The following is a 25747-nucleotide window of genomic DNA, read 5'->3' as shown; positions in this document are numbered from 1 at the left end:
TACCAGTCGCTTTTTTCACAACCGATGCCGGAAGGCGCGGCGACGCGGCGAACCCATGGCGTCTAGGCTGCGCCAGATTTCCGGAGCCGCCATTTTCATCATGCAGACCTATGACTTCATCATCGTCGGCTCCGGCTCGGCCGGCTCGGTTCTGGCCGACAAACTGTCGGCTTCGGGCCGCTTCTCGGTGCTGGTGCTGGAAGCCGGCGGCAGCGACCGGCGCTTCTACGTGCAGATGCCGCTCGGCTACGGCAAGACCTTCTTCGATCCCACGGTGAACTGGAACTACAAGACCGAGCCGGATCCCGGCCTCGGCGGCAATGTCGACCACTGGCCGCGCGGCAAGCTGCTTGGCGGGTCAAGCTCGATCAACGCCATGGTCTGGATCAGAGGCGCGCGCGAAGACTTCGATGACTGGCGCGCCGCCGGCAATCCCGGCTGGGGCTATGACGATCTGTTGCCGGCCTTCAAGGCGCTCGAGGACAATGAAGCCGGCGCCGACGCATGGCGCGGCAGCGGCGGTCCCCTGCACATCAGCGACACCACCGATGCCGTCCACCCGCTGACGAAGCGCTATCTCACCGCAGGCCAGCAGGCCGGTCTGCCGCTCAATCCCGATTTCAATGGTGCTGCCCAGGAAGGCGTCGGCATCTACCAGATCTCGACCAAGAACGGCCGCCGCATGTCGGCCGCCCGTGCCTTCCTGCGCCCGGCGATGAAGCGCGCCAATGTGCGCGTGGAGACCAACGCGCTGGCAAGCCGCGTCTTGTTCGAAGGCAAGCGCGCCGTCGGCGTCGAGTATTTGCAGAACGGTCAGACCAGGACGGCCCGCGCCGGCCGCGAAATCATCCTGTCCGCGGGTTCGATCAACTCGCCGCAGCTCATGCAGCTCTCCGGGGTGGGTCCGGCGGCGCTGCTTGAAGGCTTGGGCATCCCGGTCGTGCATGCCAACGAGAATGTCGGCGCCAATCTGCAGGACCATGTCGGCATCAACTACACCTTCAAGGGCAAGCTGCCGACGCTCAACCAGATCCTGCGTCCCTGGTGGGGCAAGCTTTTGGTCGGCATGCAGTACATCCTGACCCGCTCCGGCCCGCTATCACTGTCGATGAATCATGGCGGCGGCTTCTTCCGCACCGATCCGGCCTTCTCCCGCCCCAACATGCAGCTCTATTTCCAGGCCTTCTCGACCCTCATCCCGAAGAACGGCGAGCGGCCGATCCTGACGCCGGATCCGTGGCCGGGCTTCTCCATCGGCCTGTCCAACTGCCGGCCATCGAGCCGCGGCGAGATCATGATCCGCTCCAGCAATCCGCTCGATTATCCCAAGATCGTCGCCAACGCCTATTCGACCAATGCCGATGTCGAGGAAATGCTGTCGGCGGTGAAATTCGTGCGCAAGATCGCCTCGATGCCCGCCATGGCCGAGATCATCGCCGAAGAGGTGCTGCCCGGTCCGTCGATCCGGTCCGACGCCGACTTGATCACCGATTTCAGGAAACGCTCCGGCACCGTCTATCACCCGGTCTCGACCTGCCGCATGGGACCCGATCCCTCGCGCTCCGTCGTCGATCCGCGCCTCACGGTGCACGGGCTCGAAGGCTTGCGCATCATCGACGCCTCGATCTTTCCCGACAACATCACCGGCAACACCAACGCCGCCTCGGTCATGACCGGGTGGAAGGGCGCCGAACTGCTTCTGGAGGACCAAGAATGAAGATCACCGACGTCAAGACCTGGGTTGTCGGCAACCCGCCACCCGGCATCGGCGGCAAGTATTTCATCTTCGTCAAGCTCACCACCGATGGCGGCGTGGTCGGCTATGGCGAGGCCTACAACGCCACCTTCTCCGCCCATGTCACGGCCAAGCTCGTCGAGGACATGGCCGAGCGCTATCTGATCGGCCACGATCCGCACGACATCGAGAACTTCTTCCGCCGCGCCTATTCCTCCGGCTTTACCCAGCGCCCCGACGTGACCGGCATGGGCTGTTTTTCCGCACTCGAAATGGCTTGTTGGGACATCGTCGGCAAGGAAGCCAACAAGCCGGTCTACAAGCTCCTTGGCGGCCAAGTTCACGAGACGCTGCGCTCCTACACCTATCTCTATCCGCACACCGGCAGCGTCCATTCCGAGGACGCGCCGGATGGCAGGAATGTCTACAACGACCCGGAGATGGCGGCGGCCTGCGCGCTCGAATATGTCGAGCAGGGGTTCAATGCCGTCAAGCTCGACCCGGCCGGCCCCTACACCGCCTTCGACGGCCACCAACCGCGCCTCGTGGACATCGATGTCTCGACCCGCATGATCAAGGCGATCCGCGAGGCGGTCGGCACCCGCGCCGATATCCTGTTCGGCACGCACGGCCAGTTCACGGCATCGGGCGCGCTGCGCATGGCGCGCGCCATCGAGCCTTATGATCCGCTGTGGTTCGAGGAGCCGGTGCCGCCCGACATGCCCGAAGTGATGGCGCAGGTCGCCCGCGCGACTTCGATCCCGATCGCCACCGGCGAGCGGCTGACGACCAAATCCGAATTCGCCCGTGTCATCGAGAACCGCGCCGCCACCATCCTGCAGCCGGACCTCGGCCGCTCCGGCGGCATTCTGGAAACCAAGAAGATCGCGGCCATGGCCGAGGCCTATCACATCCAGGTCGCGCCGCACTGCTATTGCGGGCCGATCGTCGGTGCCGCCAACATCCAGCTCGCGGTGACGCTGCCCAACTTCCTGATCCTGGAATCGCTGAAGCAGTGGGACGGTTTCCACGCCACGCTGTTGAAGAAGAAGATCGAATGGCAGGACGGCAACGTCATCCCGTCGAAGGAGCCGGGCCTCGGCGTCGAGCTGAACGAGGCGGTCTGCGACGCCCATCCCTACACCGGCAAGGACCTGCATCTGCAGATGATGCAGACGCCGCTGATGCCGTGAGCGAAAGCTACGCCTTCATCGGCCTTGGCCATCTCGGCGGCAATCTTGCCGCCAGCCTGATCCGCAACGGCTTTGACGTCACCGTCGTCGACCGCGACCCCGCCGCCGTCGAGCGCCTTGTCGCGCTCGGCGCGACGGCCGCCAATAGCCCGGCCGAAGCCGCGGCGCGGGCCGGCAATGCCATCACGTGCCTGCCTTCACCAAAAGTCAGCGAGGCGGTGCTGGGCGGCCCGGGCGGATTGCTGGAAGGGCTGCCCAGGGGCGGCACCTGGATCGAGATGTCGACCAACGGCCGCGACGAGATTTTGCGGCTGGCCGCCCTCGCCTCGGCCAAGGGGATCGGGACGCTGGAATGCCCGGTCACCGGCGGTGTGCATCTGGCGGCGGCCGGCAAGATCACCGCGCTGGTCGGCGGCGACGTCCCCCTCTACGAGCGTCACCGCCCGGCCATCGAAGCGATGTGCGCCAAGTCGTTCCTGATGGGCCCGATCGGCTCGGCGGCGGTGATCAAGGTTATCACCAACATGCTGGCCTTCATCCATCTGGTCGCCGCCGGCGAGGCGCTGATGCTGGCCAAGCAAGGCGGGCTCGACCTCGCGCAATCCTACCACGCCATCGTCGCGTCTTCAGGCAACAGCTTCGTCCACGAGACCGAAAGCCAGTTGGTGCTGAACGGCTCCTACGACATCGGCTTCACCATGGACCTTGCGCTGAAGGACCTTGGCTTTGCGCTGACCATGGCCGAACAATCCGGCGTGCCGCTCGATCTGGCGTCGCGCGTCAACGCGATCTTCGAGCAAGGCAAGGCGGCTTATGGCGGCGATGCCTGGTCGACCCAGATCGTCAAATTGCTTGAAGATACCGTCGGCACCGACCTGCGCGCGCCGGGCTTTCCGGCCAGGCTGGAAATATGAACTAGCAAATAAAATCAAGATGTTGGGCGAGCATCTAGAATCATAGCGGCAACAACTTGAATCAGAGCTGCAACATCTCGACCGGTTTCTCGGGCGAGAGTTTCGATCGGACTGCATGGCTCGGCGATTGGCGGGAGACACCCCTTCCTTTCGTCATCCTCGGGCTTGACCCGAGGATCCATCCCGTAACATCAAGGCGCTGCAACGGTGCTGATTTCGGCTCCGCCGCACTCTTCGGCCAATATCACGGCATGGATCCCAGTGTCTCCGCGACGGAGCTTCGCTCCTGCTTCGCCCTGGGATGACGACGTTGAGACGCTCCACCGCCGGGCTGTGCCTTGATTCAATATCTCACCAGCAACGCACCAGGCAGGATCTCGAAGGTGGCGGGTATGCGCCCCGGTGACTCGCCGTCTATGTCGACCAGCGCGCCATTCTTCTCGACGTCGCCGAGCGGTTCGACAACCACTTTCCTGCCGCGCAGGATGGTGATCGCTGGATGGTTGCGGTGCCGCCCACCATAGAGCAGGCGGATGTCCCAGATCAGCTTCAGCTTGCCCGCCGCGCGCAGGATGACGATGTCGAACTGTCCATCGGTCAGTTCCGCATCGGGCGCGATCATCATGCCGCCGCCGAAGAATTTGCCATTGGCCACCGCCACCAGCGCCATGCGCGCCTCGACCGCGTCACCGTCATCGACGGTGATCCGCACGTCCTGGAAGCGGTAGCGGATGAACTCGACCACGGTGCGCCACAGGAACAGCGCCTTGGCCGACATCCTGCCCTTGCGCTTGTCGGCATTGACGGCGCGATCAGTGGCGCCCGACAGGCCAAGGCTGGCGATGTTGATGAAGTGGCGGCTGGCCAGCGCGCCATGGTCGTCGATATAGCAGATGCGGCCGGCATCGACCGCCCTGGCCTTCGCCCCGGCAATCCGTTCCAGCGTCGCGCCGATCTCCTTCGGCAGGCCGAGCCCGCGCGCGAAGTCGATGCCGGTGCCGCACGGCAGCAGGCCAAGCTCGGTCGTCCTGCCGCCCTCCTCGCGGGCCTGCAGCAAGCCGTCGGCCACCTCGCTCGCCGTGCCGTCGCCGCCGGCCGCGATCACCAGGTCGAAGCCGTTTGCCGCGAGATCGAGCGCCAGCCGCTCGGCGTCGCCTTCGGCCTGCGTCTCGCGCAGTTCGAAATCGCCGAAGTGCTTTTTCAGCGCGGCGGCGACGTCAGGCCAATGCCGTTTCAGCCGGCCGCCGCCGGCAATCGGATTGAGCACCACCCCGACCTTCAAGTTTCGCCCTCCCCGACGCCGGACCTGGATGCCCGATCCTTTGCCGGCATTCAAACTCGTACCGGCCGGCGGAGCAAGGGCGCGTTCGGCCATGGACGCCAAAAAGCGCGGGGCAGGCTGTCTAAGGCCTTCGCGCTTGAACTTCCCTGGCTTCTGGCATTGGTCCCCGATAATCCCGCTATCCACAGGGGCGCGGCCATTCCCCAAACCCCTTACCCGGCGTAAGTTGAACCCATCTCAGGCGGCTACCGATCATCAAGCCGAAAGGCGAAGTGAAAGGCGGATTTCCTGAGGCCCGTACGGCCCGGAACGAGAGCAGGCTTGCTTGTTCAAGGGACGGAAGCCGAGACCTACGGGGCCGCGGAAAGCGTGCCAACGCCGACGGCGGACCGATGCTGCCATGAAGGACGGCAAAAACCTTCGATGGCACGCAGGGCAAAAGCCCGCAAGGGCCTAGACCGGCGTGGTCTGGAACGGATGCTGCTCTCGGGTGGCTTCTGGCAGGACCGTCAAAATCAAGGCCGGCATGGCGCGACGACTTTACGGAAGTTGCTGCCGCGACCGTGTCCTGATCTGACAGGGAGGCGCTGGGAGAAATCCCGGCGCCGACTGTCTTTAGGCTCTCCCACGCGATTTTTACGGTGTTTCCGGTTGGGGCTGCAACCAGCGGCAAAATCAGCTAACGTTCGACGTCGTCAGAGCCCGTTTGAAAACGCGCTCTGCCGAGTCGGATGGCGTGGTTTTCGAGAACCGAAGCACAGCGGACCTTTGGGTCCGTGAGCACAGTTCTACTGCGGTGCAGTAGAACGCGGAAGCGCAGAAAACCGCGTCAGGCGGCTGGCAGAGTAGCGTTTACAAATGGGCTCGTAGAAGGGGGATACTTCATGACGCTGATCCAGAAGCTTGCAGTCGCCTACGCGTTCTTGTTCTTCGGCGTCGTGGCCATCGGCTACATTCCGGCCTTCAACGATGCAGACGGCAATCTGTTCGGCCTGTTCTCATTGCAATGGTACGACGACCTGCTGCACGCCTTCTCCGGCGTCTGGGCGTTGGCTGCCGCCTTCATCTCGCATCGCCAGGCGGTGTTCTATTTCAAGCTGTTCGGCTCGATCTATCTGTTCGACGGCGTGCTCGGGCTGATCACCGGCTCCGGCTGCCTCGATGCCGGTATCTTCATCAACGGCTTCCGCTCCCTCAACGACATCGAATTCCCTGCCCGCTTCTTCGCCAACCTGCCGCACATCGTCATTGGCGGCATCGCCGTCTATATCGGCTTCTGGCTGTCGAAGCGCATCTACGACCACTTCGCCACGGCCTGACGGCCAATGTTCCTGTTCCGGTTGATAAAGCGCATCGTCAAGGCGATCCTCTGGCTGATCGTCATCGTCATCCTGATCCCGATCGCCGGGCTCGCCTATGGCTTCCTGACGACGCCGGCGCTCGACAGGACGCCGCTGCCAGGCATTGCCGACGGCGCGCCGCCCAAGGCACTGGCCGACAAGGTGCGCGCCGAAATCCCCGGCTACCAGCGGCCGGAGGAGTCGACCTTCCTCACCTATCCGGAATGGGCGATCGTCTACGCCGCGCGCGAATATGCCGGTTTCGTCGCCAAGGACCAGCCGAGCGGCTTTCCCTATTGGTCCTACGTCGGCCGCTTCTGGCAAGACTATGCCACGGTGATCCGCGCCAGTTCTCCCTACAAGTTCAACTACGCCAACCACCAGATGCTGGTCATCATCGGCACCAGCCATTCGATCGAGCATATCCTGCAATGGGCCTATGAGAACACGGTCGGTCGCATCACCGAGGCGACGTCAGCCAAGCGCACGGCGGCCGACATCTACCAGGCCAAGGTGGCTGCGGAGTATGCTTCTTTCCTCGATCAGGTGCCGTGGTACCAGTTCCCTTATGCCGAGAAGCGCGCCGGGCTGTTCGCGGTGCAGCCGGCGCCTGGTGACAGTTCCATCCGCACCAGCGAACGCAAGCTTGCCTTCGGTCTCGCCGACACCATCAAGCAAGGCTATGCCGACCTGATCACCAAGGCGCTTGCCGCGACCTCCGACCCAGCCTTCCTCGATGTCCATGTCTGGGCCAGGGGGCCGGTCGGCGAAGCCACCCGCAACGAGCCCGACACCTTGCTGGAACGCGATTACGGCGCGGACGGCACCGTCTTCGTCACCAGGCGCTACCAGGTGTTCACCGACATGATCCCGCGGCTGATCGACAAGGGTGTCTCCTTTGTCGAGATCGGCGGCAATGACGAGATCATGGTCACGGTGCTGTCGACCGATACGATCGCCATTCCCGAAGGCATGCGCATCCTGTTCAGCTATCCGCTGCCGGCGGACCCCTCGACGCGCCGCACCGGCATGGTCGTGGCCGTGCGCAAGCTGCATCTGGTGCTGCCGTCGCTGATCAAGGCCGGCGCCAGGCTCGAACACGTCTACGACTACTGAGGCTTTTCAGCCACGCCTGGTCAGGATCGGCGAGCCGTCATGCTCATTCCACAATCGCGGCAAAATCCCGCCTTGTTCGCGCGCAATGGAAGATCGCATGTCGGCCTGAAGGCGCGACATGCCTCACCGGGCTGCCGGGGGGCATCTCGAAGGGACGAGACCGTGATCAAGACCGCCCTTGTCGCCATGACCATTGTCGGCTGCGACTGCGACGCCAAGCTGTGCGAATATATCGGCGAGACGCCGGCCAAGTGGTCGACCATCGCCGATTGCGAAGCGGCGATGAAGAGCCAGATCCTGCACGAGCGCAATTTCAATTATCCGCTGGTGTCCGGCATCTGCCGCGCGAAAGGCTCGGCGTCCTCCCAGCACCTGGCCGCGATCGCGTCGGGCCCGGAACTGAAGCCCGCCAGCCGGACCGTCAGGACGGAAAGCCCGCTGCCGCCAGAACTCAGCCATCGGCCGAGCGTCCCGGTCGGATCGCCGACGACGGCCCTGGACGCGGCCGCTGCCCGGCCCGTCGCCTATGAACAGGTGGTCGACGGCGGAACCGGCGTGCTCTATCGCACGAAGAATGGCTACGCCGTGGTCAAGACCGATCTCGGCCGCGCCGCCTCGGCAACCGCCGACGCGGCAAAGCGCTCCGTGAACTGGCTGGCGGGGCTGATGCCCACGGGCCTGTAGGCCGGCCCGCGTGCCGCCCGTCTACACCGTCTCGCTCAGCGCCTTGATGGCACGGTAGAAGGTCGAGGAAAACAATTCCGTCGGGTCATAGTACCGCTTTGCCGTCATGAAGGCCGGAAGTTCGGGATAGGACGCCAGCAATTCCTTGGCCGTATAGTGCAGCTGGTAGGGCAGGAAGAAGCGCCCGCCATGCTTGATCGTCACGTCGATCAGCGCCCGCGTCAGCGCCCGCATCCTGGCGTTGCCATCGGCATCGGCCGGCTGGTTTATATAGAGCACCAGCGAATAGGCCGGCTCCGGCGCGTAGGTCAGCGCCACGTCCTCCTTGTGGACGATGCGCACCGAGGCGTTGAGCACCGGCAGATCCTGGTTGCGCAGGATTTCGCGCGCTTCCGCGATGAATGGATTATAGCTCGCGCGTGGAATAAAATATTCGTGCAGTATGTCGGTCTCGTTCATCAGGTCGTTGAACAGATACGGCACCGAATCGTGCATCGGGTTGTTGCGGGTGACGAGACAGGCCTCGCCCTGGGCAAGCGCCGAGCTACGCGGCACCGTACAACTCTCGAATTTCGGCTCCAGCGTCTTTTCGGTGAACCATTTCAGTTCCTGGAACGCGCTGCCCCATTTGGCCATGTTCATGATCACCCGCTTCAGGCCGACGCCATCGGGTTCGCCGAGCGCCGGCTGGTCGCCCGGCGGCTGCTCCGCCACCTTATCGTAGCGGTAGACGATCATGTCCTCTAGGAAATTGCCCGGCGCGGTCGACAGATGCCCGTAGAACAGGCCGATGTCCTTGTTCGGCTCCAGCACCTCGGCGAAGAATTTCGGGAAATCGTCGGATCTGATGACTTCGCGCGAGGTGCGGTAGACGGCATTGTCCACGATATCGAGCGTCGCCTCCAGCACCACGCCGAACAGACCGTAGCCGCCGACGACATGTCGGAACAGCTCGATGTTTTCGGTTGGCGAGCAGATGGTCACCGACCCGTCCGCCAGCATCACCCGCATCGAGCGGATGGAGCCGGCTACCGAGCCCGCCTGATGGTCCATGCCATGCGCGTTCACCGACAGCGAACCGCCGACTGAAAAGATGTCGGTCGACTGCATCGCCTTCACCGCGAAGCGCGGATGCAGCATGGTCTGGATGTCGTGCCAGCACGCGCCCGGCTGCAAGGTCATGGTCTTGGCCGCGGCGTCCACCGTAACCTTGTTGAACTTTCTCATATCCAGGACCAGCGCATTGTCGTCGAAAGCATGCCCGCCCATCGAATGGCGGATGGCCGCCAGCGACACTTTCAGCCCGTTGGCGCGCGCGAAGGCGAGCGCCTTGGCGATATGCTCTTCCTCGCTGACCTCGACGACGCCATAGACCGGCGTCCTCGACAGGCCGCTGGCATCGTTGATGTCGCCGCCCTTGACCAGCCAGGGCAGCGACGGATCGAAGGCGGGCGGGCTCGCGATCGGCTTCAGCGGCAGCGCGATGCCGTCTACATCGGCGATGCGTCCGGTGTTCTTCGGCCCTGACGGGCCTCGCGCCAGCCGCGCCATGGTCGTGCCGCCCCACAGCACCGCGCCGCCGACGACCGCAGCACCCAGCAGCAGCCGCCGCGACAGGCGAAATCCCTTTTGTTCCTCGGCCATGCGGATCCCCCGGCGGCCAAGGAATAGCGCGGCCTTTTGGCAAAAACCATAGCGTCGCTGCCGCAACGGCGTTCCGCCGCCGTCGTCGCCTGGCGGTGACGGTCCAAGCTAATGAAAATGGCCGGTTCCCCAAGGAACCGGCCAGATTGGAGCAGGGTCTCAAAGTCCGGTCGGCAGTCTCTATGAGGCCTTCTTGATCGACGTCACCATGCCGGTCTTGTCGTCGACGGTCACCGCCACCTTGGCGCCGACCTTCAGTTTCCCGACCGACGCATCGGGCGACAGCTGGTAGATCTTGCCGTCGTCGAGGGTGACCGACTTGGTTGTCGGATCGACGGCCTGGATGGTGCCCTGAACGGTCGCGGCATAGGCCGTGCCGAGGAAGGCGAGCAAAGCGGCGGTGGTTGCGAGGGTCTTCTTCATGGATATCACTCCGTGCTGTTTCGGTTTTCCGGTACCGCTTGGGAGAGGGCAGCACCGAACGGCCCGAAACTGGAACGAAACAGCTATCATCGGCAAATCACGTTGGGTGAATTTTCGCAAAGGATATCATAAGCTTAATTCCGACATATTGTCTGCGGCCGACATCATTCCGGGCCGCTTCGGTTCCCCCGGCGAGCGCATTTCCGTTCGCGAAAAGAGTCGTTTAGAGGGATTGTGGCGAGCGGTTGCGATCACGGCGAGGCCGCCGCAATCCGTCTCGAGCAGCATCACGAAACAGACCGCCGAGCGGTTATCGATACACATTTTGTGTCATGGATCAGTTCAGATCGCCAATTGAAATGGAGAAAACTCGCGCTCCGGTTGCAAATCTGGAACGGATGCCGGATGGTGCGCCGTTACCATGAGGGGGCCTTTCCATGAAGCTTGCAGTCCGGTCCATGATGTCCTTGATGATGTTGGCGTGTGCTCCGGGATCGGCCGGCGCGCAAGCCGCGATTCCGAACGATGACAAAGCGCTTATGTTTGCTACGGACGACCCCGAGATGGCGACGGCGACTGCAAAGGCTCTTGCCAGCCTGGATGAGTTCCTGGCCCTGGCCGGAACGCCGCCCTCTGGGACGGACAGGTTCAAATTGAAGGTCGAGGTGCGCGATGGGGATATCAGCGAGCACTTCTGGGTCATCCCGTTCCAGCGTACCGAAACGGGGTTCGTCGGCATATTGGCAAACGAACCGGCAGCTGTGCGCAATGTCGTCCTCGGCCAGGAGATAGAATTCACCAGGGACGATATTTCGGACTGGGGATATAGACACGACGGGCGGCAAGTAGGGAGCTTCACCGTGTGTGTGATGTTCAAGAGGATGTCGAAGGAAGAAGCGGACTACCTGCGCGACAAATCCGGTTACGATTGTTGATCGTTTGCCCAACCGGACTAGCTTGCGCCGATCTTGCGCACCAGTGCCGCGGTCGCCAGCATGGCACCCAGGTCCGAAATCATCGGTGCGACATGGCTGGCGTAGTCGAGCGGCACCGAAATATCAGGTAGCTCAAAAAAGTTCTTCGGTTGCGGCAGGAGCAGAAAGCCGTCGCTGCCGTTGAGCGCGACGCGCGCGGGCTCGTCCGGCCAGGTTTCGCCGAGCCATTTCAACGCTTGCGCCAGCCGGCCGGTCACCAGCGGCCGCGCCGCCTCGACATTGTTGGTGCGGAACTCGTAGGCGGCGTCGAGCTCCGGCACGCCGGACGGCAGTTCCTGCATCCTGGGCGCGAACATGCCGCGGAAAAAGCCGATCACGCCACTGGCACGTCGCGCCGCGACCAGTATACCTGGAAACGGCTCGATGGTTTCGAAGGCGACGACGACGCCCTTGAATGTGGTCGCCTTGTTCTTGGTGGCGCCCCCGTCCCATAGGTCGGCTTCGTACAGTTCGAACGCAAATCCGTCATAGCGTCCGGAGATGATATCGTCGAAGCGGCTCATGGTGAAACCGCCGACAGTCTCGCGCGGCAGTCGGTCAAAGGAATGCGGCGTCACGTCATGCTGGTAGCGCATATCCCCAATGAAGCCGAAGATGATCGGCATCAGCGTCTGGCGAAATGATTGCTGCAGCCTCGCCGCCGGCCTGATCGCCCGGAAATAGAGCACGATCGCCACCACGAAGCCGACCACGTACAGAAATACGTGCGGCGTTGAGAACCATTGCTCGTTGGGATCGGCGACCTTGTTGAACAGCCACGCAATGAGCGCCACGAAGACGACCACCAGGCCAACGAACAACGGTGCGCGCCACTTGGCCGCGCGTGCCACCGAGGCCCTTTTCGCTTCGTAGACCTCGATGTCTTTCTTAATGGCTGCGATAGCAGCCGCGCCCGGCATGAAATCCGCTGTCTCCATCGCCAATCCCCGCCGCCAGTGTTGCCGCATGATAGCCATTTTCGCGGGAAAGTCGCCAGCGCTTACCCCTCTCCTGTCGTGGACCTGTCACGCGGTCAGGGCGGCGCGTCCACAAGGGAAGCAGGAAAGATCGCGTCCAGGCGGCCCTCGATTTTTTGCCGCATGGGCTCGTCCAATGCCTCGACCGGCAGCAGCCGTTCGTGGTCTCCCGCACGCAAGCGCACAAAGGGATGAAACCAGTAGGACGCGACAGCGCCGCGCGTCTCCGCATCGGCGCTGACGTCCACCATGAAAATCCCGCCAATCCGCCCCGGCCACGGCTGGCGGGCAAAAGCGGTGCCGAGGAAATCCCCGAGTCCATAGGCAATCACCGTCCCGCCGATCCGCTCCACCGGCTGAACGACATGGGCGTGATGGCCGGCGATCAGACCGACGCCCTGCCCGGCCAGCCGCCGCGCCAGTGCCCGTGTTGCGGCGCGCGGAAAATGCCGGAATTCCCAATCCCAGTGCGGCACGGCACAGAGGAGATCGACCCCAGCACTCGCCTCGCGCGGCCAGCATGCCGGATCGCCTTCCATCGAGACGCGGTCGGCAAACAGTCTCTCATCGGCGTTGCGCCAGAGCGTGAAAGCGGCGAAGCCGAGAGCGAGCGGCCCGGCAGCGAAGCGTTCGACCGGCCCCTTGGCGGCAAGGCCGATGGTGCCGACACCGAGCCGCTTCAACGCCGCGACCGTCGCGTCGAAGCCGGCGACGCCCTGATCGAACACATGATTGTTGGCCAGCGACAGGACCAGTTTTTCGCGCCCGATGCCGACCGCCGCGAGTGTCTCGGCCAGAAAGCGTTCGCTCATCGCATGATGCGTACCGAGCTTTGTCCCCAGCACGGCGCTCGGCCTGTCGACGACAGGGCTTTCGCAATTGCCGATCACCAGGTCGGTCGTGCCCAGCAGCGCCTTGATCGCCGGATCGCAGTCCGGCGCGCTCCGGTTGGCTACCGCCGAGATGTCGCCGATGAAGGCCAGCCGCACCGTCTGTCTCGGTAGCGGGTCCATCAGCGTCCCCGATGCCGGCGCAAATCCAGTGGCGCCACCGCCGAGCGACGGTTTCAGGAACCGCGGCAGCCAGGACAGTTTGTAGGAGAGCGGATAGTTCGACACGGCACGCCTCATCGTTGGCCTTCTGTAGACCGTCCGCCGGACCGGTTGAAGCGTGCCCGGCGACAATCTTGCAACGATGTGGACGGCGTGCCGGCATCGACAGGCGCGGCGTCGTAAATCTGTGTATGGTCGCCGGCGACAAATGGGAGGGAAAAGATGACACGAATAGCAAGCCTGCTGGCATCGGCTTTCATTGTGCTCGTGCCGCTGTCGTCCGCATCGGCGGCCATGTCCGAAGCGGCAACCGCTTTGTTCGAGGCAAGGACCGTGGCCGCGCGCGACGGCGCGCTGTCGACCCTGGAAGCGGCCGCGCCGAAAGATCCAGCGTCAGCCTATGCCGCCGGCGCCGGCGAGTTCTTCACCGCGCTGGAACTGCTGGCCAGCGGCCTGCATCGCCATGGGTTCGAGAGCCCGCAATCCTTCATGCTGCCGCTGATGCAGCTGCCGGTACCGGCGAACCCCAATCCCGAGCCGCTGACCTACGAAGAGTTCCGCGCCATACTGGTGGCCTTCCGTGACCGGCTGGCAAAGTCCGCCACCACTCTTGGTTCGGTGCCGGCCGATGCCGATATCGGCATGGTCATCGACCTCACCCATGTCGGCATCGACCTCAACGAGGACGGCACCATCGCACCGGATGAAAGCATGGCGGCGATCATGGCGGCGCTGTCGCGCGGCGGCATCTCCCAGGGCGATACAGCCCCCGCGCTCACCTTCCGCTTCGACCGCGCCGACGGCTATTGGCTGCAAGGCTATGCCGAATTCCTGATGGCGCAGGCCGATTTCTGGCTGGCGCATGATTTCAAGGGCACGTTCGACGGCTCGTTCCACATGCTGTTTCCGCGCGCCAAGCTGCCGTTGCAGGACATCCTCGTGCCGCCGCCAAGCGAGATGGGCTCGAGCATCTTCTCCTCGGAATGGCGCATCGCCGACTTCATCTCGATGGTGCATCTCGTCAACTGGCCGGTTGTCGAACCGGAACGCCGCAAGGCGGCGCGCCAGGAGCTGCTCGAAATGATCCGGCTGTCGCGCGTGGACTGGAAGGCGATCCGCGCCGAGACCGACAATGACCGCGAATGGCTGCCCGGCCCGCAGCAAAAGGGCGAGAACCCGCTCACCGGCCTCGAAGTCGGCGAGGAGCAGGTGCAGGCCTGGCTCGCGACCCTGACGATGGCCGAGGACCTGCTCGAAGGCCGCGCGCTGCTGCCGCACTTCCGCATCACCGGCAAAGGGATCAACATGAAGCGCTTCTTCGACGAGCCTAAACCCTTCGACCTCGTACTCTCGATCACCGGTCCCGGCATCGCGCCTTATCTGGAGAGCGGCAAGATCCTGACCAGCGAGGATTTCGACCAGATCCAGCGCGAGTTTGCAGGTGGCGGGTTTTTGACGTTCGCGCTGTGGTTCAACTGAGCGGCGCGGACAGCCGAACTTCGACTGATCCAAAGTAGAGAATCACGGACAGCGCCTAGAAATAGCTCCCTGGCGACGGTGCTCGTGGCGGCCGCCTGCACCGACATCAGTGGTGCCCTGCCGCCATGAAGCCGTCGACAATAAGAACCGGCGTTGGGGCGGCTCGGCCGACAGGCATTTGGCGTGCCTCACTGTCCCGGAAGCGCCGAATCGCCTTTTGCGAGGATTAGCGAAGGCTGTTTCGCTTGACTCGCCCGGCAAAAACAGGCAGCAAAAAAGCCTTGGAAGGGCTGCAATACCGCGTGCATGGTCGTGGACGAGCCTTTTTCGGCACAAAGTCCACGTCTCTCGATTGGTTTTGAGAGGGATTGGTTAACCAACTTTGTCCATATTTTGAAGCAACCGGCAACTAACGACAGGCGCGGCAAACGCGTCGGGGACCACCTGGGATCACTCACAGAATGGTCGTCGCGGCTATCACAGCCGCGGACGTGGGAGCCGATTGGAGCAAGATTGGTTGCATGGCGTTGTTGAGTCGTAAAATTGTCGGGGACAGGCGTTGCAGCGGCGAGACCGCCTTCGAAGCGCCACGTGCCTCATCCTTCACCCCTGAACGGGTTGTCCGCTGGATCGCGGTGCCGGGCGTCAGCGCCGCCGTCGGCCTATGGCTGATCGGCACCATGGCCGGCCTTAGCTCTGTCGGCGCCTCGCTTTCGGTCACGTCAGCCGGCCTGCCGCAGACGCTGTCGATGCCGGGCACGCTCGCTCTCGCCGATCCGCTGAAGCAGCATTTCCTCAGCTCTTCGGCGCCCTTCATGACGGCCAATGCCCATGGCGGCGCGCAGGCGCTGCACGACCATGCCGTACAGTGCGCTGCCAGTTGCTTCAAGCTGGCCGCGATAACCTCCAAGGCGGAGAAATCCGGGCGCCTGGTGGCGCAGGCCAAGCCAACGCCGGCGAAGTCGAAATCGCAGCAGCGCTTCGAACTGATGGAAGCGTCGCTGTCGCCGACAAAGCTTGCCGCTGCCTTCGCCGGCGCGGGAAAGCCTGCGACCGCGGCCAGCACCCATCCAGTGATTTCCAGCGCCGCTCCACGGATCACCGAGGCGTCCCTGGTGCCGTCCGTCCAGGTCATGGCCAGCCTGTCCAACGACATGCCGGCTCCGGCGGCGGAACGCTTCGCCAGCGCCGAAACGGGTTCCGTCGTGCAGACCGCGCCGGCGCCGATGGGCTTTGCCCAGTCGGAAACGCCCGACAACGCGCAGCTGGCGCTTGCCCTCGTCGAGTCGATGCCGGTCGAGGACGAAGCTTTCGCCTCGCCGCTGCCGATGACCGAATCCTCCGCCGATGTCGCGGTGGCGCCTGTCGAGACCCAGCAGGAACAGCCGGGCGACGCCGCTTCGCTGCCGGATGCGCTCACCGACGACGTGCCGCTGCCGACCCGCCGCCCGCAATATGACGCGCCGCGGCAACCCCGGATCGTGGAAGAGGACAAGCCGGCCGCACAGCCCAGGACCTTGGAGCAGAAACCGGCGCCCCAGCCGAAGCCCGTCCAGCAAGCCAGGCAGCCGGCCCGGCAAGGCCGGACCCGTGATGGTGGCGACGTGCTGGCCTATGCCAAGCCGGACACGCCTTCGGGCGGCCTCGGCCAGGCGTTCAGGAACCTGTTCAACGGCCCGAGCGCTGGAAGCGGCGCCGGCCATGGCGTCGCCGTCTACGACATCAGTGCCAAGACCGTCTACATGCCCGACGGCCAGCGGCTCGAGGCGCATTCCGGCCTCGGCGCAATGGTCGACCAGCCGCGCTATGTCCACGTCAAGGACCGTGGCCCGACGCCGCCCAACACCTACAATCTGTCGCTGCGCGAATCCCGCTTCCACGGCGTCGAGGCGATCCGCCTGACCCCGACGAGCGGCGGCAACAAATACAACCGCAACGGCCTGCTCGCGCATACCTACATGCTGCGGGGCGGTCGCGCCGAATCCAATGGCTGCGTCGTCTTCAGGGACTATTCCCGCTTCCTCGCCGCCTTCAAGAAGGGCAAGGTCACCCGCCTCGTCGTGGTGGATCGCCTGAACGGATCGGCGACCCGGGTCGCGTCGAACGGAAGCGGCGCTTGAGATAAGGCGAAACCGTCCGCCACCTCCTGACAGCCTTCTGTCAGGAGCCTGACGCGACCGCCGGCCCGTCCTCATCGCGCTCTTTCCATTTTGGCCGAGAAATCCCATATTCGGGACATGGCCAAATCCCCCGATAAAAGAACGCCGCCGACGGCGAATGAGGACCGCGCCGCGCCGAAGCGGCGCAGCCCGCTGACCGATTTCCTCGACGCCTCGGAACCGCTGCACAAAGGCGGCTTCGCCGAGATGCCGCAGGCCGAATTGTCGGGCACGCCGCTGACCGGCTCGATCGCCGATTGGGCCGAGCAGATCGAGCAGGAGGCTGAACGGGAAGGACGCGCCGCGGGCAAAGGCGGCGGCGCCAAGTCGCCGAAGAAAATACCCGAGCGCTCCGCCGCGCCGGGCCGCACCGCGCGCGGCACCTCGATGGGCGGCGCCGCGTCGGCCCGCGAACGCACGGCGGCCGGCCTCAATCCGGTCGCCGGGCTCGACATCTCGCTGGAAGAAGCCGAGACGATGTCGTCCAGTGGCGTCACCGCCACGGTGGCCGCGCTCTCGGCGCTAATCGAATCCGGCAATCCGCTGCACAAGGACGGCGTGCTGTGGACGCCGCACCGCCCTGCCCGGCCGGAAAAATCCGAAGGCGGCATCGCCATCAAGATGGTGTCGGATTTCGAGCCCGCCGGCGACCAGCCGACCGCCATCAAGGATCTGGTCGAGGGCGTCGACAACAACGACCGCACCCAGGTGCTGCTCGGCGTCACCGGCTCCGGAAAAACCTTCACCATGGCCAAGGTGATCGAGGAGACGCAGCGCCCCGCTCTGATCCTGGCGCCCAACAAGACGCTGGCCGCGCAGCTCTATTCCGAGTTCAAGAAATTCTTCCCCGACAACGCGGTGGAGTATTTCGTCTCCTATTACGATTATTACCAGCCGGAAGCCTACGTTCCGCGCACCGACACCTTCATCGAGAAGGAATCCTCGATCAACGAGCAGATCGACCGCATGCGCCATTCGGCGACGCGTTCGCTGCTCGAGCGCGACGACGTCATCATCGTCGCCTCCGTATCCTGCATCTACGGTATCGGTTCGGTCGAGACCTACACGGCGATGACCTTCCAGATGCAGATCGGCGACCGGCTCGACCAGCGCGCTCTGCTCGCCGATCTCGTTGCCCAGCAGTACAAGCGCCAGGACATCAATTTCGTGCGCGGCTCGTTCCGCGTGCGCGGCGACACGATCGAGATCTTCCCGGCCCACCTTGAGGACCGCGCCTGGCGCATCTCGATGTTCGGCGACGAGATCGAGGCGATCACCGAGTTCGATCCGCTGACCGGCCAGAAGACCGGCGAGTTGAAGAGCGTCAAGATCTACGCCAACTCGCACTATGTGACGCCGCGCCCGACGCTCAACCAGGCGATCAAGTCGATCAAGGAAGAGCTCAAGCACCGGCTGGTGGAACTCGAGCGCGCCGGCCGTCTGCTCGAGGCGCAGCGGCTGGAGCAGCGCTGCCGCTTCGACCTCGAAATGCTGGAAGCCACCGGCTCCTGCGCCGGCATCGAGAACTATTCGCGTTACCTCACCGGCCGCCAGCCTGGCGATCCGCCGCCGACGCTGTTCGAGTACATTCCAGACAATGCGCTGGTCTTCATCGACGAGAGCCACGTCACCGTGCCGCAGATCGGCGGCATGTATCGCGGCGACTTCAGGCGCAAGGCGACGCTGGCCGAATATGGCTTCCGCCTGCCCTCCTGCATGGACAACCGACCGCTGCGCTTCGAGGAATGGGACGCAATGCGGCCGCTCTCGGTTGCCGTTTCGGCGACACCGGGCGGCTGGGAGATGGAACAGGCCGGCGGCGTCTTCGCCGAACAGGTTATCCGCCCGACCGGCCTGATCGATCCGCCGGTCGAGGTGCGCCCGGCCAAGAGCCAGGTCGACGACGTCGTCGGTGAGATCCGCGACACCACCAAGGCGGGATATCGCACACTGGTGACGGTGCTGACCAAGCGCATGGCGGAGGACCTGACCGAATACCTGCACGAGCAGGGCGTGCGCGTGCGTTACATGCACTCCGACATCGACACGCTGGAGCGCATCGAGATCCTGCGCGACCTGCGCCTCGGCGCCTTCGACGTGCTGGTCGGCATCAACCTTTTGCGCGAAGGCCTCGATATTCCCGAATGCGGCTTCGTCGCCATTCTCGACGCTGACAAGGAAGGTTTCCTGCGTTCGGAAACCTCGCTGATCCAGACCATCGGCCGTGCCGCCCGCAATGTCGACGGCAAGGTCATCCTCTACGCGGACCAGGTCACCGGTTCGATGGAGCGGGCGATGGCCGAGACCAACCGGCGCCGCGAGAAGCAGATGGAGTGGAACGCCGCCAACGGCATCACGCCGGAATCGGTCAAGTCGCGCATCTCCGATATTCTGGACTCGGTCTACGAGAAGGACCATGTTCGCGCCGACATCTCGCAGTTCACCGACAGCGCCGGCGCCATGATGGGCAACAATTTCAAGGCCCATCTCGACGCGCTGGACAAGCAGATGCGCGACGCCGCCGCCAATCTCGACTTCGAAAAGGCGGCCCGCATCCGCGACGAGATCAAGCGGCTGCACGAGATGGAATTGTCGATCTCCGACGATCCGCTGGCGCGCGAGGTGGAAGGCCAAAGTCCGGCCTCTGGCCGCGAAAAGGGCAAGCACAACAAGGGCGTGGCCAAGCATCGGACATTGGAGGAACAGGAACGGTTCCGCAAGCTCGATCAGGCACGCGCCGCCGAAGAGGCAGCCAAGGCCGCCAGGCCCAACCTCTTCCGCAAGCCCGATCTCGACGAGATGGGCGCCGACGGCGCCGTGCCGGTGAAGAAGCCACTGTTCGCCAAGCCGTCACTGGACGATATGGGACCTGGTACCGACATGCCGACGCCGTCAGGCGCGGTGTCGCGGTCGCTGTTCAAGAAGCAGTCGGCGGAAGAAGCGCATGGCTCCGACTTCGGCATCCCCGGCGATGCGACCAAGCCGCTGTTCAAGAAGAACTCGCTCGACGAGATGACGGTGCGTCGCACCGAAAAACCGGTAGAGGGAAAAGTCCCGGCGAAGCCACAGCCAATCTCCCCCGTGGAGGAGATGTCCGGCAGGACAGAGAGGGGCGCGAAGGATCGCGGCGATGCCGACAAGCCTATCGTCCGTCAACGCTCCGGCATCGGCTCCTACGAAGACCAAGGCGACGCCCGCCGCGAAAAGCGCCGGCCGGGCAAGACAGGCAGGCCCGGACGGTAGCAATTCTTCGCGCCCCCGCTGTCCCTCCAATATAGATCAGCTTTTCCTGCCACCTTGCCAGTGGTGGGACGAACCTATACGGGCCTTTCAATTCTGCTCTTCCGCTCCGAAAACCATCAGCCAACTCCCCCATGAAACCCAGAGACATCGCCGCCTACGTCTTCCTGGCTGTCACCTGGGGACTGTCGTTCCTGGTGCTGCTCAAGGTGGTGCATGCCTTTGGCTGGGTCGGCGCGGTCACCTTGCGGGCGCTGATCGCCGGCATCACGCTCTTTCTGCTTGCCGCCGCGACGCGGCGACGGCTGGATTTCAGCGCCGGCTGGCGGCATTTCGCCATGGTCGGCGCGACGACGGTGGCGGCGCAGCTGATCGGCCTGTCCTATGCCACGCCGCGCATCGGCACAGCGATGGCGGCCATCCTGGTTGCCGCCATCCCGCTGTTCTCGATGATCATCGGCCAGCTCTGGGGGCTTGAGCGCATCGCTGTTCGCGGCCTGGCCGGACTGCTGCTCGGCGCTGCCGGCATCATCGTCCTGGTCGGTTTCCCCGCCGTTCCGGTCACCGCATCCTTTGCGATCGGCTGTGCCGCCTCGCTGTTCAGTTCCTTCTCGGCGGCATTCGGCAGCAACTACGCCAATCGCCATTTGCGCTCGGCCGGCTCGCTGGAAATCACCAGCGCCGCCTTCCTGTTCGGCGGCCTGATGACGCTGCCGCTGCTGCTCGCCGTGCCGGTGCCGGCCATGCCGCGCCCTGTCGACTTCCTCTACCTGGCCATACTGGCCTGCGTGATGAGCGCATTGACCTATGTCGTGTATTTCCGGCTGGTGGCCAGCATCGGAGCGACCAGGACCATCAGCGTCGAATTCGCCGTGACCACGATCGCGGTGCTGGCCGGAACGATTGTGCTCGGCGAGTCGCTGACCCTGATCCAGGGCTTCGGCGCGGTGGCGATCATCGGCGGCTGCATACTGGTGCTGGACCCCTTCCCGCGCCGCTTGAAAGCGGCGGCCTTGCCATCAGCCTCGCCTTTGGTGTAGCCAGTCGTCACACTCGAACGTCTCGAAAGGAGGGCTCACGTGTTTACGTTCTATCGTCACCATCGTCAGCGTGGCCCGATTTGCGCCCTGCGAGCCAGCTTGCAGGGCTGACCAGGGACGGTCCGGGTTTTCTCCCGCTTCGATTTTTTGGTCTGCCCTTCGTGGTACGCAACGCCTGGCCTGATGGCCGGCACGCGCACCGTCAAAGTGCATGAGCCGGCATTCCGGCAAGACCAGAGAAATCAAAATGGCCCTGATCAGCCTCAAATCCCTCGGCGTCACCATGAGTGCGCCGCTCTTTTCCAATCTCGACCTCAGCATCGGCAACGGCGACCGGCTCGGCATCGTCGCCGCCAACGGCCGCGGCAAGTCGACCTTGCTCAAATGCCTGACCGGCGAACTGGAGCCGACGACAGGCGACATCACCCGCACGCGCGGTCTGCGTGTCGGCCATGTCGAGCAGTCTATTGCCTCTGCCCTGCTTGGCCGCACTTTCTACGAGGTTGTGGCTGACGCGCTACCGCCCGAACAGGCCGACAGCGAGATGTGGCGTGTCGACGTCGTTCTCGATTCGCTTGACGTGCCCGAGCCGATGCGCGGGCGAGAAATGCAGGCACTGAGCGGCGGCTGGCAGCGGCTGGCGCTGATCGCCCGCGTCTGGGTCACCGATCCCGACATGCTTTTGCTCGACGAGCCGACCAACCATCTCGACCTTGCGCGCATCAGCCAATTGGAAACCTGGCTCAACGCGCTGCCGCGCGAGGTGCCCGTCATCATCGCCAGCCATGACCGCGCCTTCCTAGACGCCACCACCAACCGGACGCTGTTCCTGCGCCCGGAACAGTCGCCGGTGTTCTCCCTCCCCTATTCCCGCGCCAGGGAGGCGCTGGACGAGGTTGACGCGTCGACCGAACGAAAGTTCCAGCGCGACATGAAGGTGGCGCAGCAATTGCGCCGGCAGGCGGCCAAGCTCAACAATATCGGCATCAATTCCGGCAGCGACCTGCTGACGGTCAAGACCAAGCAACTCAACCAGCGCGCGGAAAAATTGGAAGAGGCCGCCAATCCGGCGCATCGCGAGAAATCGGCGGGCGCGATTAAACTCGCCAATCGCGGTACCCACGCCAAGGTGCTGATCACGCTTGACGACGCGGCGGTCGAAACGCCCGACGGCACGCTGCTGTTCAGGACCGGCAAGCGCCACATCTGCCAGGGCGACCGGATCGTGCTGCTCGGCCGCAACGGCGTCGGCAAGTCGCGCTTCGTCACCATGATCCGCAACGCCATCCTCGAGCCGGACACGGTGCGGAATGTGAAGGTGACGCCGTCCACCGTGCTCGGCTACAGCGACCAGGCGCTGTCGGGCATCAGCGGCGACGACACGCCGCTGGCGATGGTCTCGCGCCGTTACGATGTCGGCGAACAGCGCGCCCGCTCGCTGCTTGCCGGCGCCGGCGTGGTCATCGAGATGCAGGAGAAAAAGATCGGTGTTCTGTCGGGCGGCCAGAAGGCACGGCTGATGATGCTGGCGCTCAGGCTCGCCAATCCCAATTTCTATCTGCTCGACGAGCCCACCAACCATCTCGACATAGACGGCCAGGAAGCGCTGGAGGAGGAGTTGCTGAAGCACCAGGCAAGCTGTCTGCTCGCCTCGCACGACCGCTCCTTCATCCGCGCCATCGGCAACCGCTTCTGGCTGATCGAGAAGCGGAAGCTGACCGAAGTCGAGGATCCGGAGAGCTTCTTCCGCGAGGTGGCTGAGGGAACCGGCTGAGCGGCGGGAGACCGGCATGCCTGTAAATTATTTGCTTACAGGTTCTTGATTTGTGTAAGCGATCTGTTTACATATGTCATGATCAAATCGTTCAAGAACAAGGCGCTGTCCGACCTTTTTCAAACCGGAAAAACCGGCAAGATCGATGCCAAGATGCACAAGCGCATCCTTGTTCGGCTTGACCGCCTGGAAGCATCGGAAAAGCCGGAGGAGATGAACCTTCCCGGCTTCGACTTCCATTCGCTGAAAGGCCTCGATCCCATCCGCTACACGGTCCACGTCAATGGTCCGTGGTGCATTAAATTTGAATTCGACGGTAACGACGCCGCCCGCGTCGATTTCGAGCAATATCACTGAGGCGGCCAGATTGGAGAAGTTCGACGTATGACCGTGCACGAGCCGACGCGTCCGATCGAGCGTTGCCCCTCCCACCCGGGAGCGCTGCTTGAGGACATTATCCCGGCAACTGGAAAGACCAAGGTGGAAATTGCAAATCTGCTCGGGATATCCCGGCAGCAGCTCTATGACATTATCCGCGAAAGGAAGCCGGTTTCGCCGGCGGTGGCCGCTCGCCTTGGGAAGCTGTTCGGCGACGGCGCCGCGATCTGGCTTCGGATGCAGGCGGCTTTCGATGCCTGGCACGCCGAGCGTGAGGTCGATGTTTCGGCTATTCCCACGCTCAAGGTCGCATAGGCTCTCCTCGGCGACGCCTGAACGAGATGTAAATGCTGACAAAAAATTTTCCGGGCAATCTGTCGGATCGCCCGTTGCGGCCCCGTCCTTGGGATGCCGACACGATGATGCCGGCGCCAAACCAGGGAGAATTCGTCATGTCCGTCCTGTCATCCATCGGCCGCATCGCAACCCGGTATGCCGCGGCGCGCGCCCGTCACCGCAGCGAACGCATCCTGCTGTCGCTGCCTGCCGCGCTGCGCAAGGATATCGGCTTTCCGGAAATCCTCGACACGCGGAACAACCGTTGACGCTCGCCGCCTCTCAGGCGAGCGCGAATCAATCATGTGTATCGCCCGAAAGCGGCGTCGCACGCATCGACGCACGCCTTTCGAAAGCCTCGAACCAGCGCGTCAGCCGCGCCCGCGAACCAAACGACGGAAGATGACGGAACGCCATCCAGGACAGCGTGGTGGCTAGCGCAATATGTCCAACATGGAGCGGCGCCTCGTCGTCAAGGGCGCCCTCGGCCCAGTCGTAGGTCGCCTCGATCTTCTGCCGATATCCTTCGGCAAGAGCATCATAGCGCAGCTGTTCGGGTCTCCTTTCCGTCTCCCAGCGCAAGGCGATGCCCGTCTGCGCAAGGCCTTGGGCGGCCGATTGCAGCCGCAACGCCTGCCAGCGTGCCTCGCCGACCTGCGGCAGCAACTTCCGGTCATCATGCAGCGTATCGAGATAGGCGCAGATGACGTCGGAATCGAAGATCGCCGGCGCACCCGGACGCAGCAGCACCGGCACTTGGCCTAGCGGGTTTTCGGCGTGGACACTGGCGTTGTGCAAGGTCGGGCTGGTTTCGTGATGAATGACCTGGAGCTGATCGGCGACGCCTGCCTCATGCGCGAAGACCAGCGCCTTGCGCGCGAAAGGTGAGTGGGTCTGATAATAGAGGATCATTGTCGTCTCCGGGCTGAGTAGGCGGCGCGCAATCCAACTCTTTTAGCTTGGGAGCCGAGAGAATTGCGCTCTGATTGGAAGCCGCCGACGCAAGTTCGTTGCACGCCTTCCCAACCCATCGGTTGTCGCCCGGCCAAAATTTTCGGCGTCCTGTAGGATTGCCGTCATCTCATCCGTCCTATGGTCCGCAAGGCCAAACCAACGTGAAGAGGAACATGCAATGACCGACCAGACCCCACCCCGGCCAAAAGTGCTTGGCGGATTGACCCCCTATATTCAGGTCGACGGTGCCATCAAGGCGGCCGAGTTCTACAAGAAGGCTTTCGGGGCCGAGGAAGTCTTTGCCTACCCGGCGGATGAAAAAGGCCGCACCATGCATATCCATCTCTATATCAACGGCTCGACACTGATGCTGGGCGACGCCTATCCGGAACACGGCCATCCGCACCAGGCGGCACAGGGCTATACGCTGCAGCTCCATCTCGGCAAGGATGACATCGACGCTTGGTGGAAGCGCGCCGTCGACGCCGGCTGCGAGGCCGTCACGCCGCTGCAGGTGATGTTCTGGGGCGACCGCTGGGGCCAGGTGAAGGACCCCTTCGGCGTCGCCTGGGCAATGAACGCACCGACGGAATAGGCTTTAGCGAGCGCGCCCCTCGCCGAGGGGATGCGCCCAATCGCGCCGGGTGTATCCCCGCCGACCCGGCGTTCGAATTCAGCAAAGAGGAGACCACCATGTCCTATGTCGATGGCTTCGTGCTTGCCGTGCCGAAGGCAAATCTCGATGACTATAAAAAGCTCGCCAACCTCGCAGGCCCCATATGGATGGAACATGGCGCGCTCGCCTATGTCGAATGCATCGGCGACGACGTGCCCTATGGCGAAATCACCTCGTTTCCGCGTGCCGTTCAGGCCAAGGATGATGAAATCGTCGTTTTCTCCTGGGCCGTATACAAATCCAGGCAGGATCGCGATGCGGTGATGGCCAAGGTGATGGCCGACCCTCGTCTGCAGCGCGATATGGCCACGATGCCGTTCGACGGCAAGCGCATGATCTTCGGCGGCTTCCAGCCCTTCATGGAACTTTGAGACAGC

Annotated in this window: 23 protein-coding genes; 17 read left to right on the top strand and 6 right to left on the bottom strand. The window is 63.7% G+C overall.

The window, feature by feature from the left end; all coding sequences use genetic code 11:
• Window positions 1-100 precede the first annotated feature (100 nt).
• Genes LB554_RS17200 through LB554_RS17190 form a run of 3 tightly spaced genes read left to right on the top strand, consistent with a single transcriptional unit; the run spans window position 101 to window position 3842 of the window.
• Window positions 101-1717 carry a GMC family oxidoreductase gene (locus LB554_RS17200; protein WP_224585903.1) on the top strand — a complete coding sequence of 539 codons (1617 nt, stop codon included), beginning with the start codon at window positions 101-103 and terminating at the stop codon, window positions 1715-1717.
• Window positions 1714-2928 (top strand): mandelate racemase/muconate lactonizing enzyme family protein, encoded by a 1215-nt coding sequence (locus LB554_RS17195; RefSeq protein ID WP_015316135.1) that lies wholly within the window; start codon window positions 1714-1716, stop codon window positions 2926-2928. The genes LB554_RS17200 and LB554_RS17195 overlap by 4 nt, the downstream gene beginning before the upstream one ends.
• Window positions 2925-3842: an NAD(P)-dependent oxidoreductase gene (locus tag LB554_RS17190; protein ID WP_224585789.1), complete on the top strand. Its 918-nt coding sequence runs from the start codon at window positions 2925-2927 to the stop codon at window positions 3840-3842. The genes LB554_RS17195 and LB554_RS17190 overlap by 4 nt, the downstream gene beginning before the upstream one ends.
• A 343-nt stretch (window positions 3843-4185) precedes the next feature.
• On the opposite strand, the gene LB554_RS17185 is transcribed toward LB554_RS17190, so the two are convergent.
• Window positions 4186-5124, bottom strand: a complete 939-nt coding sequence (locus LB554_RS17185; protein WP_224585787.1) for a diacylglycerol/lipid kinase family protein — start codon at window positions 5122-5124, stop codon at window positions 4186-4188.
• Window positions 5125-6008: 884 nt separating this feature from the next.
• Here LB554_RS17185 and LB554_RS17180 point away from each other — a divergent pair.
• The 3 genes from LB554_RS17180 to LB554_RS17170 all read left to right on the top strand — a co-directional run bounded on the left by LB554_RS17180 (window position 6009) and on the right by LB554_RS17170 (window position 8264).
• A complete protein-coding gene (locus tag LB554_RS17180) occupies window positions 6009-6443 on the top strand; it encodes a hypothetical protein (RefSeq protein WP_224585785.1) in 435 nt (144 codons plus the stop codon).
• 6 nt (window positions 6444-6449) lie between these two features.
• The gene (locus LB554_RS17175; RefSeq protein ID WP_224585782.1) at window positions 6450-7580 is read left to right on the top strand and encodes a hypothetical protein; all 1131 of its coding nucleotides are present in this window, start codon (window positions 6450-6452) and stop codon (window positions 7578-7580) included.
• 162 nt (window positions 7581-7742) lie between these two features.
• Entirely contained in the window at window positions 7743-8264 is a 522-nt protein-coding gene (locus LB554_RS17170; RefSeq protein ID WP_224585780.1) for a hypothetical protein, read from the top strand.
• A 21-nt stretch (window positions 8265-8285) separates the two neighbouring features.
• Here LB554_RS17170 and LB554_RS17165 read toward each other — a convergent pair whose 3' ends face one another.
• Window positions 8286-9908, bottom strand: a complete 1623-nt coding sequence (locus tag LB554_RS17165; RefSeq protein ID WP_224585778.1) for an FAD-binding oxidoreductase — start codon at window positions 9906-9908, stop codon at window positions 8286-8288.
• A 180-nt stretch (window positions 9909-10088) separates the two neighbouring features.
• Window positions 10089-10331, bottom strand: a complete 243-nt coding sequence (locus LB554_RS17160; protein WP_015316128.1) for a DUF1344 domain-containing protein — start codon at window positions 10329-10331, stop codon at window positions 10089-10091.
• A 437-nt stretch (window positions 10332-10768) separates the two neighbouring features.
• On the opposite strand from LB554_RS17160, the gene LB554_RS17155 reads away from it, so the two are divergent.
• Window positions 10769-11266, top strand: coding sequence for a YegJ family protein (locus LB554_RS17155; protein WP_015316127.1), 498 nt, complete (start codon window positions 10769-10771; stop codon window positions 11264-11266).
• Window positions 11267-11283: 17 nt separating this feature from the next.
• On the opposite strand, the gene LB554_RS17150 is transcribed toward LB554_RS17155, so the two are convergent.
• Entirely contained in the window at window positions 11284-12243 is a 960-nt protein-coding gene (locus tag LB554_RS17150; protein ID WP_140721749.1) for a DUF3137 domain-containing protein, read from the bottom strand.
• Between the two features lie 95 nt (window positions 12244-12338).
• Entirely contained in the window at window positions 12339-13412 is a 1074-nt protein-coding gene (locus LB554_RS17145) for a CapA family protein (protein ID WP_224585776.1), read from the bottom strand.
• Window positions 13413-13556: 144 nt separating this feature from the next.
• On the opposite strand from LB554_RS17145, the gene LB554_RS17140 reads away from it, so the two are divergent.
• The 8 genes from LB554_RS17140 to LB554_RS17105 all read left to right on the top strand — a co-directional run bounded on the left by LB554_RS17140 (window position 13557) and on the right by LB554_RS17105 (window position 24009).
• Window positions 13557-14813 (top strand): hypothetical protein, encoded by a 1257-nt coding sequence (locus LB554_RS17140; protein WP_224585774.1) that lies wholly within the window; start codon window positions 13557-13559, stop codon window positions 14811-14813.
• Window positions 14814-15334: 521 nt separating this feature from the next.
• Entirely contained in the window at window positions 15335-16933 is a 1599-nt protein-coding gene (locus LB554_RS17135; protein ID WP_224585766.1) for a DUF2778 domain-containing protein, read from the top strand.
• Between the two features lie 117 nt (window positions 16934-17050).
• Window positions 17051-20215 carry an excinuclease ABC subunit UvrB gene (gene uvrB, locus LB554_RS17130; protein ID WP_140721741.1) on the top strand — a complete coding sequence of 1055 codons (3165 nt, stop codon included), beginning with the start codon at window positions 17051-17053 and terminating at the stop codon, window positions 20213-20215.
• Window positions 20216-20346: 131 nt separating this feature from the next.
• Window positions 20347-21252: a DMT family transporter gene (locus LB554_RS17125; protein WP_224585764.1), complete on the top strand. Its 906-nt coding sequence runs from the start codon at window positions 20347-20349 to the stop codon at window positions 21250-21252.
• A 247-nt stretch (window positions 21253-21499) separates the two neighbouring features.
• Window positions 21500-23026: an ABC-F family ATP-binding cassette domain-containing protein gene (locus LB554_RS17120; protein ID WP_140721738.1), complete on the top strand. Its 1527-nt coding sequence runs from the start codon at window positions 21500-21502 to the stop codon at window positions 23024-23026.
• A gap of 78 nt (window positions 23027-23104) precedes the next feature.
• Entirely contained in the window at window positions 23105-23383 is a 279-nt protein-coding gene (locus LB554_RS17115) for a type II toxin-antitoxin system RelE/ParE family toxin (protein ID WP_140721735.1), read from the top strand.
• A gap of 27 nt (window positions 23384-23410) precedes the next feature.
• The gene (locus LB554_RS17110; protein ID WP_015316118.1) at window positions 23411-23719 is read left to right on the top strand and encodes a HigA family addiction module antitoxin; all 309 of its coding nucleotides are present in this window, start codon (window positions 23411-23413) and stop codon (window positions 23717-23719) included.
• Between the two features lie 32 nt (window positions 23720-23751).
• Window positions 23752-24009 (top strand): hypothetical protein, encoded by a 258-nt coding sequence (locus LB554_RS17105; RefSeq protein ID WP_015316117.1) that lies wholly within the window; start codon window positions 23752-23754, stop codon window positions 24007-24009.
• Window positions 24010-24037: 28 nt separating this feature from the next.
• Here the strand turns inward: LB554_RS17105 and LB554_RS17100 are convergent, their stop codons facing one another.
• Entirely contained in the window at window positions 24038-24652 is a 615-nt protein-coding gene (locus tag LB554_RS17100; protein WP_015316116.1) for a glutathione S-transferase, read from the bottom strand.
• Between the two features lie 220 nt (window positions 24653-24872).
• Between LB554_RS17100 and LB554_RS17095 the strand changes: the two genes are divergently transcribed.
• Together LB554_RS17095 and LB554_RS17090 are read left to right on the top strand one after the other, a co-directional pair.
• Window positions 24873-25289, top strand: a complete 417-nt coding sequence (locus tag LB554_RS17095) for a VOC family protein (protein ID WP_140823225.1) — start codon at window positions 24873-24875, stop codon at window positions 25287-25289.
• Window positions 25290-25387: 98 nt separating this feature from the next.
• Complete coding sequence (locus tag LB554_RS17090; RefSeq protein WP_140617709.1) at window positions 25388-25741, top strand: DUF1428 domain-containing protein; 354 nt, start codon at window positions 25388-25390, stop codon at window positions 25739-25741.
• The last annotated feature ends 6 nt before the right edge of the window (window positions 25742-25747 follow it).

Origin of the sequence: Mesorhizobium sp. CO1-1-11, assembly GCF_020164995.1 — a bacterium.
Classification (GTDB): domain Bacteria; phylum Pseudomonadota; class Alphaproteobacteria; order Rhizobiales; family Rhizobiaceae; genus Mesorhizobium; species Mesorhizobium australicum.
This window is presented reverse-complemented; position numbering and strand designations above follow the sequence as displayed.

What these genes read in the sequence shown, in the direction of transcription:
- LB554_RS17150 (WP_140721749.1), bottom strand. Translation starts at nt 12,243, where the DNA reads ATGGAGACAGCGGATTTCATGCCGGGCGCGGCTGCTATCGCAGCCATT.
- uvrB (WP_140721741.1), top strand. Translation starts at nt 17,051, where the DNA reads ATGGCCAAATCCCCCGATAAAAGAACGCCGCCGACGGCGAATGAGGAC.
- LB554_RS17125 (WP_224585764.1), top strand. Translation starts at nt 20,347, where the DNA reads ATGAAACCCAGAGACATCGCCGCCTACGTCTTCCTGGCTGTCACCTGG.
- LB554_RS17180 (WP_224585785.1), top strand. Translation starts at nt 6,009, where the DNA reads ATGACGCTGATCCAGAAGCTTGCAGTCGCCTACGCGTTCTTGTTCTTC.
- LB554_RS17100 (WP_015316116.1), bottom strand. Translation starts at nt 24,652, where the DNA reads ATGATCCTCTATTATCAGACCCACTCACCTTTCGCGCGCAAGGCGCTG.
- LB554_RS17090 (WP_140617709.1), top strand. Translation starts at nt 25,388, where the DNA reads ATGTCCTATGTCGATGGCTTCGTGCTTGCCGTGCCGAAGGCAAATCTC.
- LB554_RS17120 (WP_140721738.1), top strand. Translation starts at nt 21,500, where the DNA reads ATGGCCCTGATCAGCCTCAAATCCCTCGGCGTCACCATGAGTGCGCCG.
- LB554_RS17175 (WP_224585782.1), top strand. Translation starts at nt 6,450, where the DNA reads ATGTTCCTGTTCCGGTTGATAAAGCGCATCGTCAAGGCGATCCTCTGG.
- LB554_RS17200 (WP_224585903.1), top strand. Translation starts at nt 101, where the DNA reads ATGCAGACCTATGACTTCATCATCGTCGGCTCCGGCTCGGCCGGCTCG.
- LB554_RS17135 (WP_224585766.1), top strand. Translation starts at nt 15,335, where the DNA reads ATGGCGTTGTTGAGTCGTAAAATTGTCGGGGACAGGCGTTGCAGCGGC.
- LB554_RS17145 (WP_224585776.1), bottom strand. Translation starts at nt 13,412, where the DNA reads ATGAGGCGTGCCGTGTCGAACTATCCGCTCTCCTACAAACTGTCCTGG.
- LB554_RS17105 (WP_015316117.1), top strand. Translation starts at nt 23,752, where the DNA reads ATGCTGACAAAAAATTTTCCGGGCAATCTGTCGGATCGCCCGTTGCGG.
- LB554_RS17160 (WP_015316128.1), bottom strand. Translation starts at nt 10,331, where the DNA reads ATGAAGAAGACCCTCGCAACCACCGCCGCTTTGCTCGCCTTCCTCGGC.
- LB554_RS17140 (WP_224585774.1), top strand. Translation starts at nt 13,557, where the DNA reads ATGACACGAATAGCAAGCCTGCTGGCATCGGCTTTCATTGTGCTCGTG.
- LB554_RS17195 (WP_015316135.1), top strand. Translation starts at nt 1,714, where the DNA reads ATGAAGATCACCGACGTCAAGACCTGGGTTGTCGGCAACCCGCCACCC.
- LB554_RS17165 (WP_224585778.1), bottom strand. Translation starts at nt 9,908, where the DNA reads ATGGCCGAGGAACAAAAGGGATTTCGCCTGTCGCGGCGGCTGCTGCTG.
- LB554_RS17110 (WP_015316118.1), top strand. Translation starts at nt 23,411, where the DNA reads ATGACCGTGCACGAGCCGACGCGTCCGATCGAGCGTTGCCCCTCCCAC.
- LB554_RS17095 (WP_140823225.1), top strand. Translation starts at nt 24,873, where the DNA reads ATGACCGACCAGACCCCACCCCGGCCAAAAGTGCTTGGCGGATTGACC.
- LB554_RS17155 (WP_015316127.1), top strand. Translation starts at nt 10,769, where the DNA reads ATGAAGCTTGCAGTCCGGTCCATGATGTCCTTGATGATGTTGGCGTGT.
- LB554_RS17115 (WP_140721735.1), top strand. Translation starts at nt 23,105, where the DNA reads ATGATCAAATCGTTCAAGAACAAGGCGCTGTCCGACCTTTTTCAAACC.